The organism is Actinomadura sp. ATCC 39365 (genome assembly GCF_054392275.1).
Map to the genome: position 1 here is coordinate 2157385 of NZ_CP184335.1, position 12785 is coordinate 2170169.

Genomic DNA, 12785 nt, shown 5'->3' on the forward strand with positions numbered 1-12785 from the left:
GAAATCAGGCGCTCGGTGCAACAACGCGGAGGCGCCCGCTTAATCCCTACCCGGGGCCCTCTAGCCGATGCGCTCGGCGATCCAGGCCTGCACCCGCTCGGCCACGCCCGGCTCCCGGTACAGGGGAGCGCTGTGGTTGGTGCCCGGCGCCGTCATGATCGTCATCGGCACGCCCACCTGGCCGAGCATCTGCTTGAGCAGCTGGCTCTGCGACGGCGGCACGAACTCGTCCTCGGAGTGCACCGTGAGCATCGGGGCGTCCTTGGCGCTGGCGTGCCAGGCCACCTCCATGCTCGCCCACACGCGCGAGCACTTGCCCTTGGGCTCGCAGCCGCCGGCCAGCCGGATCGCGGCCTCGCGCAGCTTGCGCTTGTCGTGGTTCGCGGTCTTCTCGCCGTCGGCGTACGCGCGCAGCGGCGAGATGATCGGCGACAGCCCGACCACGCCCTTCAGCCCGGCGATGCCGTTGCCGTACGTGCCGACCGAGGCGGCGATGTGCCCGCCCGCCGAGAAGCCGACGACGACGTACTTGTTCGCGTCGAAGGCCCAGCGGTCGGCGTGCTTGCGCGCCAGGGCGATGGCGGCCAGCGCGTCGGTGCGCTGCGCCGGCCAGGCGGCCTCGCCGGAGAGGCGGTAGTTGAGGTTGAAGACCGTGTACCCGAGGTCGGCGTAACTACGGGTGATCTCCTTCATGTACTTCTTGTCGCCGCCGGACCACCAGCCGCCGTGGATCAGGAAGACGCCGGGGCGCTTCTGGCCGTCGGGCGTCCACCACACGTCCATGTCCTGGTTGCGCAGGCGGCCGTAGGAAAGGGTCTCCGTGGCCAGCCCGCCCAGGCCGTCGGGGTCTGTGGGATTGGTCACCACGGGGATGGGCGGCTCGGCCGCGAACGCGACGGCAGGTGTGAGCGCCACGGCAGCGAGCACCAGCGCGCCCGCGAAAACCGCTGTTCGCACGGCCTTCCTTTCCCCCCATGCAGCATGGTCGGCCCCATTGTGGGGGAAGAGACCATTCCTTTGCATCTCGGTGACTATGAACATACGTCGGGCCGCATGTTGCCAGAATAAAGTGCTTCGGCGCCACTTGCGGGGAGGAAGATCGGGTGAACAGCGTGGATGACGTCCTCAGCGGCCTCGACCCGGAACAGCGGGAGGTCGCCGAGGCGGTGCGCGGCCCGGTGTGCGTGCTCGCCGGCGCCGGCACGGGCAAGACCAGGGCGATCACCCATCGCATCGCCCACGCCGTGCGCAGCGGGGTGGTCGACGCGCCCAGCGTGCTCGCGGTGACGTTCACCACCCGGGCGGCGGGGGAGCTGCGGCAGCGGCTGCGGGCGCTGGGGGCGCCGGGCGTCCAGGCCCGTACGTTCCACGCGGCCGCCCTGCGTCAGCTCACCTACTTCTGGCCGCGGGTGATCGGCGGCGAGGCCCCTTCGGTCATCGAGTCGAAGTTGCCGGTGCTGGTCGAAGCCTGCCGCCAGATCCGGAAAAATCCCGACCGGTCCGAGCTGCGGGACATCGCGGCCGAGGTCGAATGGGCCAAGGTCTCCCAGATCGGCCCCGAAGACTACGTGGCCGCCGCCGCCAAGCACCACCGCACGCCGCCCGGCTCGCCGGAGGAGGTGGCCCGGCTCTACGAGTCGTACGAGCGCATCCGCCGCGAACGCCACCTGGTCGACTTCGAGACCATCCTCGAACTGACCGCGGCCGTGATGACCGAGCACCAGGAGGTCGCGGCCCAGATCCGCCAGCAGTACCGCTACTTCGTCGTGGACGAGTTCCAGGACGTCAACCCGCTCCAGAAACTCCTCCTCGACACCTGGCTCGGCGGCCGGGACGACATCTGCGTGGTCGGCGACCCCAACCAGACCATCTATTCGTTCACCGGCGCCAGCCCCCGCTACCTCACCAACTTCGCCGTCGAGCACCCGAAGGCCGCCGTCATCAGGCTGGTCCGCGACTACCGTTCCACCCCGCAGGTCGTGAACCTGGCCAACCTGGTCATCGCCAAGTCCAAGACCCCCAACCGCCTCGAACTCATCGCCCAGCGCCCCGACGGCCCCAAACCGGTCTTCTCCGACTACGACGACGAGCCCGCCGAGGCCGCCGGCGTCGCGCGGGCCATCAGGAAGCTGCTGGACAAGGGGGTGCCCTCGCGCGAGATCGCCGTGCTGTTCCGGGTCAACTCCCAGTCGGAGTCCTACGAGGAGGCCCTGTCCAAGGCCGAGATCCCGTACGTGCTGCGCGGCGCCGAACGATTCTTCGAGCGTCCCGAGGTGCGGCAGGCGGTCGTGCTGCTGCGCGGCGCCGCGCGGTCGGCCGCGGGCGAGCCGCTGGCCTCGGAGGTGCACCACATCCTGACCGGGGTCGGCCTGACCCCCTCCCCGCCCGGCGGCGGCAAGGCCAGGGAGAAGTGGGAGTCGCTGAAGGCGCTGGCCGACCTGGCCGAGGACATGGCCGCCGAGGGCGCCGACCTGCCCGCGTACGTCGCCGAGCTGGAACGCCGCGCCTCCGAGCAGCACGCGCCGCCGGTGGAGGGCGTCACGCTCGCCTCGCTGCACGCCGCCAAGGGCCTGGAGTGGGACGCGGTCTTCCTGGTCGGCGTCACCGACGGCATGCTGCCGATCATCTACGCCGAGACCCCCGAGCAGATCGAGGAGGAACGCCGGCTGCTCTACGTCGGCGTCACCCGCGCCCGCGAGCACCTGTCGCTCTCCTGGGCGCTGGCCCGCGCGCCCGGCGGGCGCAAGAGCCGCCGCCCCTCCCGCTTCCTCGACGGGCTCACCGGCCGCGCCTCGACGCCGCCCCGCATCACGACCCCGGCCGCCGAACGCCGCACGGTCGCGGCTCCGGTGAGCTGCCGGGTGTGCGCCAAGACGCTGGTGGCCGCGGCCGAGCAGAAGCTCGGCCGCTGCGCGACCTGCCCCGCCGACTACGACGAGGCCCTGCTCGAACGCCTCAAGGTCTGGCGCACGGCCACCGCCAAGGAGGCCAAGATCCCGCCGTACGTCGTCTTCACCGACGTCACCCTCCAGGCCATCGCCGAACGCGCGCCGGCCACCGAGCAGGAGCTGCTGTCGATCGCCGGCATCGGCCGGGTCAAGGTCGACCGCTACGGCGAGGCCGTCCTCGGCCTGTGCCGCGGGTGAGATCGCTCACGTACGGCCGGTCCCCTCGCGCGTGAGTCCCTTTCCCACCGGGCGAAACGGCGGGACGGGGGCATTCCGGCAAGGCAGGGCGGGTTTGGGGGAACAGGCGTGGCACGTCAGACTTGTCCATGGAATATTCGTCTGTGAGGGGGCCCTGTGAACGAGGCGCTGAAGGAGCTGCTCGATCTGCTCGACCTTGAGCAGATCGAGCTGGACATCTTCCGTGGCAGAAGCCCGGAGGAGCGCATCCAGCGCGTCTTCGGCGGCCAGGTGGCCGCGCAGGCCCTCGTGGCGGCCGGCCGCACCGTCCCCAAGGACCGGCACGTCCACTCGCTGCACGCCTACTTCATCAGGCCGGGCGACCCGTCCATCCCCATCGTCTACAACGTCGAGCGCCTGCGCGACGGCCGATCGTTCACCACCCGCCGGATCGTCGCCGTCCAGCACGGCAAGGCGATCTTCACGATGTCGGCCTCGTTCCACATCTTCGAGGAGGGCGTGGAGCACCAGGCGTCGGTGGCGCCGGTCGTGCCCGCCCCCGAGACGCTGCCGACGTTCCAGGACAGGATGTCGGAGGTGCTGGGCGACCACCCCGAGCTGCGGGAGTGGCTCTCGCGCCCGCGCCCCGTGGACGCCCGCTACGTCTCGCCCCTGACGTGGGAGGCGCACCTGAACCCCGAGCTGCGCAGCGCCCAGACCAACGTGTGGTTCCGCTACGACGCCGAGCTGCCCGACGACCCGCTGCTGCACGTCGTGCTGGCCGCGTACGCCTCGGACTTCACGCTCGTGGACACGATCCTGCTGGCCCACGGCATGGCCTGGGGAGCTTCGAACGTGATCGGCGCGTCCCTTGACCACGCGATGTGGTTCCACCGCCCGTTCCGCGCCGACGACTGGCTCCTGTACGCCCAGGAGGCCCCCTGGTCGGCGGGCGCCCGGGGGCTCGCGCGCGGCGAGATGTTCACCGCGTCGGGCGATCTCGTGGTCTCCGTCGTCCAGGAGGCGATGATCCGCGTGGCGAAGTAGTCGGTTCGCAGCACGTTGTGACACCGTGGTTGTGTCACAAAATCGCAGGTAGAAAATATGTTGCCCCTTCCTGGCTTCCCGGTTTAGGGTCATGGACAAGCGAGTCGGACACTCCTGTTTCCGACGATCTGATGAGTGGAGGTGAGCCCCGGTGATGAGCATCCAGATGTCGGCCACGCAGTGGCTCTCTTCCGCGCGCCGTGACTCGGTGAGGCTCGCCGATGGGCCGGCCAAGCTGCGGCAGGAGAAGTCTGCCCGTATCCAGGCCCCCGCCGTCCGTGCGAGGGCTCACGCGGGTGTCGCCGCTCCGCAAGGCGTTCCTGTCTATGGCGCAGGTATCGCTGCCCCGACCAACCAGCTCACCAAGGGTGGACTGTGCGGTCCGCAACCCTGGAGGGATGCTCCGGTCATAACCTGACCGGCACATAGCAGCCCCCAGGCCGCGGATCCGCACACAGGATCCGCGGCCTTCTTGTTTTTCCGCGATCCCCGACCACCTCCGAGGTGCCCGACCAAGATCAAAAAGCTCGATCAAAAGGAGAAGCAGATGGGGGCCAAGACGATCATGGACCTGATCGACGAAGCCAAGATCCCCTGTCGTACCGACCCTGACCTGTGGTTCGCAGAGTCACCCGAGGACGTCGAGTTCGCCAAGGCTCTCTGCGGCGGTTGCCCGATCCAGCAGGCCTGCCTGGCCCGCGCGCTGGAGCGCGAGGAGCCCTGGGGCGTCTGGGGCGGCGAACTGATCCTCAGGGGAACGGTTGTTCCCCGCAAGCGTCCGCGCGGGCGTCCCCGCAAGCACCCGGTCGCTGCCTGACCACCCACCAGCCCTACGAGCGAGAGAGAACAAGAACACCGATGAGCACTTCTTCCACCAGGAGCCTGGCCGTGCCGTATCTGTTTCATGACTTGGTCAACGACCGAATACAAACTCTCCACCGCGAAGCGGAGGAGCAGCGTCTCATCCTGCGCGTAAGCCGCGTACAGCGGGCGCGACGCGAGGTCAAGCGGGCCAATGACCGCTTGCGGAAGGCGCTGAGCCAGCAGGTGTGATCGCGGAGGTCCTGCCGCCGGCGCAGGATCTCCTGATCCTCACCTGCCTCTGAAGAGCCGGGCGCACCCAGCGCCCGGCTCTTTCCATGCCCAGCCCTCTGCACTCGGCCGGGCGAGTTGCTGGACCGTACTCCAAGAAGATCACCCGGGGTGATCGTGGCCACTAGCAGGGCGACCCCTCAGCGCGTCAGGCAGATCCGCGTCCACCTGTTCTGACGTCCGGCCCCGGCGAGGCGTCACGGGCACGCCGGACTCTGCGTTTTGTCGGGTGAATTGTGAGACGTCCGTCCTCGGCTGATGAGGGGCGGGATCTCTGCCTTCTGTTGGGTGGGCTGTGGTCGGTCGCCTGGGAGTCCGGCGCACCCTGCAATCGAGGGCCTTGGCCCGTCTCCTTCCCGTGATTCGCGATCCGGACCTCGGGTGGCTTCCCTTGCGCGGCCGGGAACCGGGCCTTCCATTCGTTTGTCTTCGGTGCCTCAGCGCTTTCCGGCATGTCGGACTCGTGTCGGGGAGGGTTCATGGGGCGGAGGGCGCGCTGTGAGCTGGTCGGCCGACGGTCCCGGCCGACCTCGGGCCGACGTACGATGGCGCATGTGACCAGCAGACCCGCCGAAGCGCAGCACCTGCGTGACCTCGCCCTGCTGCGCCGCGTTCGCGACCGCATCGACCGCGACTACGCACAGCCGCTCGACGTCGAAGCCCTGGCCCGTGGCGTGAACATGTCAGCCGGCCACCTCAGCCGCGAGTTCCGCCGCGCGTACGGCGAGGCCCCGTACGGCTACCTGATGACCCGCCGCATCGAACGCGCGATGGCGCTCCTGCGCCGCGGCGACATGAGCGTCACCGAGGTGTGCTTCGCGGTCGGCTGTTCCTCGCTGGGCAGCTTCAGCACCCGCTTCACCGAGTTGGTCGGCGTCCCTCCCAGCGTCTACCGTCGCCGCGCGGCGAGCGCGACCGCGGGGATGCCGTCGTGCGTGGCGAAACAGGTGACCAGACCCATCAGGAACCGAGAGACCGCGCTTACCTGACCCCAATTAGCGTGACTTCCATGGACATCACCATCCACTCCAGCTTCCTCCCGCACACCGACCCGGAAGCCTCCCTGGCCTTCTACCGCGACGCCCTCGGCTTCGAGGTACGCAACGACGTCGGCTACAAGGGGATGCGCTGGCTCACGGTGGGCCCCGCCGGGCAGCCGGACACCTCCATCGTCCTGCAACCACCGGTCGCGAACGGCTACGGCATCACCGACGACGAACGCCGTACCATCACCGAGATGATGGCCAAAGGCACCTACGCCGGCGTGAACCTGGCCACCAACGACCTCGACGCCACCTTCGAACGCCTGAAGACCAGCGGCGCCGAGATCGTCCAGGAGCCGATGGACCAGCCGTACGGCGTCCGCGACTGCGCCGTCCGCGACCCTTCCGGCAACCTGATCCGCATCCAGGAACGCCACCCCTGACCGCACCCGGCACCATCACCCCGGACCCGTCCTTGAGACCGTCCCCCCGGCCCGCATCCAGGAACGTCATCCCTGATCCGCGGGGTCTTCAGGGTTCTCCTCTGACCCGCATCCAGGAGCGTCATCCCCATCCGCAGGGTCTGGGGTCGTCCCTTGGCGTAGGTTCGGAACGTCATCCTTGATCCGCACTCGGCACCATCGCCCCGGACGCGTCTTTGGGGCCGTCCGCTGGCCCGCATCCAGGAGCGTCATCCCTGATCCGCAGGGATTTTGGGGCCGTCCTCTGACCCGCATCTAGAAACGCACCCTTGAACCGCAGGGTCTTTGGGGTCGTCCCTTGGCGTAGGTTCGGAACGTCATCCCTGATCCGCAGTCAGCACCATCACCCCTGGCACGTCCTTTAGGGGCATCCTCTTGACCGGCGATCAGGAACGTCAGCCCTACCTCGCCGGCCGAGCGATGACCTTGCCGCGCGCAACCCTCAAGCGACACCATTGCGACGTCGGCCAACACCTTTCCGAGGCCCCGCCTGCGACCGGTACGACGGGCGCGCTGCGCGGATGCGGGCAAGCGCACCGACGTCCAGGCACGGCGTCTGATGGGGATCTGCCACCCCAGCGACCTCTCCGCCCCAACCCGTACGGATCTCACGAGGACCAGTCCAGCCCGGACAAACGGGGTCACGTCCACGGACGTGGTGTATGAATCGATCTTCGCGTGATCCTGTATCTGCAGGTTAAGCGGTCAGTGTCTGCGGGATCGGGGCCGGGGTGGATGTGTCGCCGGGGACGCATCGCAGGCGGGCTTTGGCCAGCACGTCCAACCCCATGTAGCGGCGCGCTTCGACCCACTCATCGCTCTGCTCGGCCAGCACGGCGCCGACCAGCCGGACGATCGCGGCTCGGTCGGGGAAGATGCCCACCACGTCGGTGCGGCGGCGGATCTCCTTGTTCAGCCGTTCTTGCGGGTTGTTCGACCAGATCTGGGTCCAGATCTCGCGCGGGAAGGCAGCGAAGGCCAGCAGATCCTCCCGCGCGGCGTCCAGATGCTCGGCAGCAGCCGGATGCTTGGCCTCCAGCGCGTCCAGCACCCAGGCATGCTGAGCGCGCACCGAGGCGGCGTCGGGCTGATCGAAGATGGTCCGCACCAGCGTGGCCACGAACGGCTGTGCGCTCTTGGCCACACAGGTGAGCAGGTTGCGCAGGTAATGGGTCCTGCATCGCTGCCAGGACGCGCCTGCCAGTACGGCGCCGATCGCCGAGACCAGACCGCGGTGACAGTCGGAGATCACCAACTGCACGCCGGACAGGCCGCGGGCGACCAGGCCGCGCAGGAACGCCAGCCAGCCCGCGCCGTCCTCGCCGGTGGTGACCTCCAGCCCGAGGATCTCCCGCCGCCCGTCGGCATTGACCCCGGTGGCCACCAGGCAGTGCACGTTGATGATCCGGCCGCCTTCACGCACCTTCTGCGTCAGCGCGTCCAGCCAGACGAACGTGTAGGAGCCGGCGTCCAGCGCGCGGGTGCGGAAGGCTTCGACCTGCTCGTCCAGGACCTTGGCCATCTGGCTGACCTGGCTTTTGAAGATGTGCTTGATGCCGAGTTGCTCAACCAGCTTGTCCACCCGCCGTGTCGAGACTCCGAGCACGTAGCTGGTGGCCACCACGCTGATCAGAGCCTGCTCGGCGCGGCGGCGGCGCTCCAGCAGCCAGTCGGGGAAGTAGGAACCTGAGCGCAGCTTGGGGATCGCCAGTTCCACGGTGCCGGCGCGGGTGTCCCACTCCCGCCGGCGGTAGCCGTTACGGGCGTTGGTCCGCTCGTTGCTGCGCTCGCCGTACGGCGCTCCGCACAGGGTGTCGGCCTCGGCCGACATCAACGCCTCGGCCATGGCCTTGACCATGGATCGCAACACGTCGGGGTCATCGGTCTGGATCTGCTTCGCCAGCCACTGCTCAGGCGTCACACTGTTGTCTGCGGCCATCGCTTCGATCTCCTTCGTTGTTCGCACTCGAAGGATCACGCGATGGCCGTCTCTGTTTCACGGCCGCCACGCTTGTGACCAGGTCAAACTCGTACACCACTCCCGTGGACGCAACCGACAAACGGCCACCCCTGCCTGCGCCTCCCCTGACGCCCAAGCTCGATCGACAGTTGGCGGTGCCCATACAGGAGCACCTTTGCGCTGCTGAAAGGCCCATGGCACGATGGCGACGTGATCTCGATCCGAAGGGACGATGCCGCGTAGGCCGCCAGGCGTCGTGCGCGCTATGCATCGTTCAGGGGCTCAGGCCCCAAAGCTCAGCGGCCACCTTGACACCACCCGGTCCGGCACTGGAGACGTCAGGAGGCGATGGTCTCCGTCGACCGCCCGGGCGCTTGAGCGTTATGAGGAGTTCCTGCGCAAGCCGGCTAAGCGGTTGCTGCTTCCGCGGGCGGACTGTCCGTGTTGTGACCTGGTCTACTCCCGTGACTTCCTGCAGTCGGAGATCGACCGTTTGCCGGCACGCGAGCGAACTGAACTACGCCGCATCGTGAGCAGGCTTGACCGACGGTTGCGCCGTCGCACTCTTCCCGATCCGGACCTCGAACCGACAGAGCGGCACCTGGGCGCCTGGTGGCGCCGAAGGCTACACGAACGGACCTGAACGGCAGATCACCGACGGCCTGCTGCGTATCCGTACCCTCCTACCGAAGCCCGAAGCCCGAAGCCCGAAGCCCGAAGCCCGAAGCCCGAAGCCCGAAGCCCGAAGCCCGAAGCCCGAAGCCCGAAGCCCGAAGCCCGAAGCCCGAAGTCGGGAGTGAGGGCGACGGTCGAGGAAGACCAACAACACCCTCCCGGCAAGACGTCCTGTTGGCTGCGTAGGAAAGCTGCGTAGGAAGACGAGGATGAGGCCGATGCCCTCGCCCTCTCCCCGCCATCCCGCGGCGCGGCTTGAGCGCATCGGCAGTAGATGCTGCGGTCACCCTCGCTTCCCGGCGAGCCAGCCGTGCATCTCCTGAGCCGGCGGCGCATCTCTACGCTAGCCGTACATCTCCACAAGCAAGGCGCCGTCTCCGCCCACAAAGCGCAAGCGCAAGCGCCGCCTGATCAGCCGATCGCCAGTGCCTCGCCGTTCGGGTCGTCGGTGAAGCCCGGAACCCAGCGGATCACCTCGTCACGGAAACGCGCCGTGGTGCCGAGCTGGCAGAGGACCCCGACACCGGCCGCATGGACCCGATGGATGAGCACGTACGACGGCGGGAGGTTGAGCTGGCGAACCACATTCGTCGGGCGGAGGTCGGTGACGCTGGCGGCCTGGGCCTGCAGCCACTCCCGGCTGAAGGTGAACTCCTCCACGGCCGTCGGCTCCACGTACGGCGCCAGGAAAGCGCGCAGGGCGTCAGGGTCGATGTCGATGTCCTGACGGATGAAGCCCTCGTCACGGAGACCCGTCATCACGGTGTCCATGTCGCCCTGGTTGAAGATGCGCGTGAGCTGCCCGAAGACCTTCGGATACCCGCCGGGCAACCGGTTGACCGCGCCGAAGTCGAGGACGCCGAGCTTGCCGTTGGCCAGCACGCGGAAGTTGCCCGGATGGGGATCGGCGTGCAGCATGCCGACCCGGGCAGGCGAGCAGAACAGGAACCGGACGAACAGCAGCCCCGCGTGATCACGCTCCTCCTTGCTGCCCTCGGTGATCACCCGCGACAGGGGAGTGCCGTCCATCCACTCGCTGACCAGCACCATCTCGTTGGCCGCCACCACATCAGGGACGTGGAAGTCGGGATCGCCGTTGTACTCCAGCGCGAAGGCGTGCTGTGCCTCGGCCTCGCGAAGGTAGTCGAGCTCCTCGGCGATCCGCTCGCGCAGCTCGGCCAGCAGCGCCTTCATGTCGAGGCCGGGCAGCAGCGCCCCGAACATCTTTCCCAGCCGGGCCAGCTGTGTGAAGTCGCCGAGCAGCGCCTTGCCCGCCCCCGGGTACTGGATCTTGACGGCCACCTCGCGCCCGTCGTTCCAGACGGCCTTGTGCACCTGGCCGATCGAGGCGGCGGCCGTGGGCCGGTCGTCGAACGAGAGGAAGTGTTTGCGCCAATCGTCCCCCAGCTGCTCGGCGAGCACCTTGTGGACGGTGGCGACCGGCAGCGGAGGAGCGGCGTCCTGCAGTTTCGTGAAGGTCGCCCGGTAGGGGCCGACGATCTCCAGCGGAAGCGCCGCCTCGAAGATCGACAGTGCCTGCCCGAGCTTCATCGCCCCGCCCTTGAGCTCGCCGAGCACCTTGAAAATCTGCTCGGCGGTGCGCTGCTGAACCTCCTGGGCCACGATTTCTGCTGACTTGCCGCCGATGCGCTTGCCGAGGCCGAGGGCGGCCCGCCCGGCGAACCCGAGCGGAAGGGTGGCCAACTTGGCTGAGCGGGTGACTGCCCGGCGCGGAAGATCGCTCACACTCATGCGCGGAACCTCGCCCGAGATGCCGCTTCCCCCTTCGTGGTCGTCCCCTGAGCACGTCAGTCGCTGGTAGGTGACATGTCCATTGTTAGCGAATATGGATTGTTTCGCATACAACGACATTGCGGATGACCGCTCCACGACCGTCTTTTCCAGCACCAATCAGGCATTACGTCCATTGTGCCGTTCGTCACAGAGGTCGCCCGGCCTTCGAGATGAGCAAGCGCCTGGCCGGTCGCGGCGGCCGCGACGAGCGTGGCGAGAGTCGCGTCGCAGGCGATCTCGCCGGGCGGATAGCCGCCCAGCCTGGCGGTGACGATCGGCCAGGCGGGATCGTGATCGCGGCGCGTCAGGTCGAGACAGTGGAGGCATGTCGTCTCCCCGGGAAACACCAGCGGGCCGACGGACCCGTGCCCTTCGAAGGCCGACACCAGCAGATGCGGGATGCCGAAGTCGGCCAGCTCGTTGACCAGCACCCCGTCCAGAGGTCCCACAGGCGCGAGGATGGCGAGATCGGGACGTGCCGTTCCGTCCCCCAGATGTGGAGCTCCGGCCAGGATGTTGGAGGACGGAACGGCGTCCTGGCTAACCTCCGCCGGAGTGGGCGGCACCGTCGGAACGGGTGGCGTGGCAGGCGAGACCCGCGCGGCGGCGATGCCGGACGGCGTGACGTCCGCCCGTCTGGGCTGTACAGGCGTGCCACCGGACGGTGTGACGCCCGGCCGCCTGCGTTGTGCGGTCGTGCCGTCGGACCGCCTGGGCTGTGCGGTCGTATCGCCGGACGGCGTAGGCCCGCTGCGTGCTGGCCGGCCGGTCGCGTCACCGGCGGGCGTCGCGTTCCGACCGCCGGGTCGAGGGGGTGAGGTGCGGTCGCGCGGAGGCGGAACGGACGGCACGTTCTTCGGCGGGGGAGAGAGCAGCCGCCGGGCGACCGCCGCCGCCCCCTCCTCCCGGGACAGCCCCACCTCGGCCCACGTCAGCCCGCCCGGCGTGATGTCTCCCGGCCGGACCGGCCCGGGATCGATCACCCGGATGTCGCCGACCCCGCCGGCCGCGAGCAGGGCGACGACCTGCGCCCCCACGCGCCCGGCACCGTAGACCCGGACCTTCGCCTCCCGCCGACGCCGCAGCAGCTCGACGCCGCCCTCGGGAGTGTTGGAGGCCAGGTCGAGCGCGTCGAGGTCGGGCTTCAGCCGATCCCGCTCGGCGAGGGAGAGCTCCCGCAGCGGCGCCGGGAACGGGCCGGCGTCGTGCAGGGCGCCCCGCGTGGCGAGGTAGTCGAGCAGAGCCTGGGCGCACGGCTCATCGAGACCGGCCGCCGCCGCGTCGCGCATCACCCTCCGCAGGTCGCGGGTGCCGTCGAGCCCCTCGATCCACTGACGCACCGATCTCGTCAGGCCGGTCAGCGTGATGGCCCGGAGGGGATGCACGCCGTACTGCAGGGTGTGCTCGTCGCGGAGGATTCGCCGGAGGGCCGGCTTCACACGTGGCCTCATGGCCGGAAGGTTCGCACGTCCGACCAAGATCCCGAGCCGGTTCCGCGCCGCCTGTGGACAACCTCCCACGTAACGCCCCCCTGTGGACAACGCCCCACCGCGCCCGAGGCAAGCCATCTACACCTGAGGCGGGCCGGGGTCCGCATCCACATCCTGAGGCAAGCCAGGGAGCCACC

At 68.9% G+C, this 12785-nt stretch carries 10 protein-coding genes; 6 read left to right on the plus strand and 4 right to left on the minus strand.

The window, feature by feature from the left end:
• Positions 1–60: 60 nt before the first annotated feature.
• Entirely contained in the window at positions 61–957 is an 897-nt protein-coding gene (locus ACNF49_RS10945) for an alpha/beta hydrolase (protein ID WP_482943600.1), read from the minus strand.
• A gap of 155 nt (positions 958–1112) precedes the next feature.
• Between ACNF49_RS10945 and ACNF49_RS10950 the strand changes: the two genes are divergently transcribed.
• The 6 genes from ACNF49_RS10950 (at position 1113) to ACNF49_RS10975 (ending at position 6690) form a co-directional block, all read left to right on the plus strand.
• Positions 1113–3146: an ATP-dependent DNA helicase UvrD2 gene (locus ACNF49_RS10950; RefSeq protein ID WP_357987416.1), complete on the plus strand. Its 2034-nt coding sequence runs from the start codon at positions 1113–1115 to the stop codon at positions 3144–3146.
• A gap of 156 nt (positions 3147–3302) precedes the next feature.
• A complete protein-coding gene (locus ACNF49_RS10955) occupies positions 3303–4172 on the plus strand; it encodes an acyl-CoA thioesterase (protein WP_357987336.1) in 870 nt (289 codons plus the stop codon).
• A gap of 547 nt (positions 4173–4719) precedes the next feature.
• Entirely contained in the window at positions 4720–4989 is a 270-nt protein-coding gene (locus ACNF49_RS10960; RefSeq protein WP_125636897.1) for a WhiB family transcriptional regulator, read from the plus strand.
• A 41-nt stretch (positions 4990–5030) separates the two neighbouring features.
• Complete coding sequence (locus ACNF49_RS10965; protein WP_357987333.1) at positions 5031–5225, plus strand: hypothetical protein; 195 nt, start codon at positions 5031–5033, stop codon at positions 5223–5225.
• A gap of 584 nt (positions 5226–5809) precedes the next feature.
• Positions 5810–6253 (plus strand): helix-turn-helix transcriptional regulator, encoded by a 444-nt coding sequence (locus ACNF49_RS10970; protein ID WP_357987330.1) that lies wholly within the window; start codon positions 5810–5812, stop codon positions 6251–6253.
• A 20-nt stretch (positions 6254–6273) separates the two neighbouring features.
• Positions 6274–6690: a VOC family protein gene (locus ACNF49_RS10975; protein ID WP_358010196.1), complete on the plus strand. Its 417-nt coding sequence runs from the start codon at positions 6274–6276 to the stop codon at positions 6688–6690.
• Positions 6691–7426: 736 nt separating this feature from the next.
• Here the strand turns inward: ACNF49_RS10975 and ACNF49_RS10980 are convergent.
• The 3 genes from ACNF49_RS10980 to ACNF49_RS10990 form a co-directional block, all read right to left on the minus strand.
• A complete protein-coding gene (locus tag ACNF49_RS10980) occupies positions 7427–8668 on the minus strand; it encodes an IS256 family transposase (RefSeq protein WP_482942604.1) in 1242 nt (413 codons plus the stop codon).
• Between the two features lie 1107 nt (positions 8669–9775).
• Positions 9776–11116 (minus strand): ABC1 kinase family protein, encoded by a 1341-nt coding sequence (locus ACNF49_RS10985; RefSeq protein ID WP_482943601.1) that lies wholly within the window; start codon positions 11114–11116, stop codon positions 9776–9778.
• 56 nt (positions 11117–11172) lie between these two features.
• Positions 11173–12609 (minus strand): ThiF family adenylyltransferase, encoded by a 1437-nt coding sequence (locus ACNF49_RS10990; RefSeq protein ID WP_498702279.1) that lies wholly within the window; start codon positions 12607–12609, stop codon positions 11173–11175.
• Positions 12610–12785 lie beyond the last annotated feature (176 nt).

What these genes read in the sequence shown, in the direction of transcription:
- ACNF49_RS10960 (WP_125636897.1), top strand. Translation starts at nt 4,720, where the DNA reads ATGGGGGCCAAGACGATCATGGACCTGATCGACGAAGCCAAGATCCCC.
- ACNF49_RS10965 (WP_357987333.1), top strand. Translation starts at nt 5,031, where the DNA reads ATGAGCACTTCTTCCACCAGGAGCCTGGCCGTGCCGTATCTGTTTCAT.
- ACNF49_RS10970 (WP_357987330.1), top strand. Translation starts at nt 5,810, where the DNA reads ATGGCGCATGTGACCAGCAGACCCGCCGAAGCGCAGCACCTGCGTGAC.
- ACNF49_RS10975 (WP_358010196.1), top strand. Translation starts at nt 6,274, where the DNA reads ATGGACATCACCATCCACTCCAGCTTCCTCCCGCACACCGACCCGGAA.
- ACNF49_RS10980 (WP_482942604.1), bottom strand. Translation starts at nt 8,668, where the DNA reads ATGGCCGCAGACAACAGTGTGACGCCTGAGCAGTGGCTGGCGAAGCAG.
- ACNF49_RS10985 (WP_482943601.1), bottom strand. Translation starts at nt 11,116, where the DNA reads ATGAGTGTGAGCGATCTTCCGCGCCGGGCAGTCACCCGCTCAGCCAAG.
- ACNF49_RS10990 (WP_498702279.1), bottom strand. Translation starts at nt 12,609, where the DNA reads ATGAGGCCACGTGTGAAGCCGGCCCTCCGGCGAATCCTCCGCGACGAG.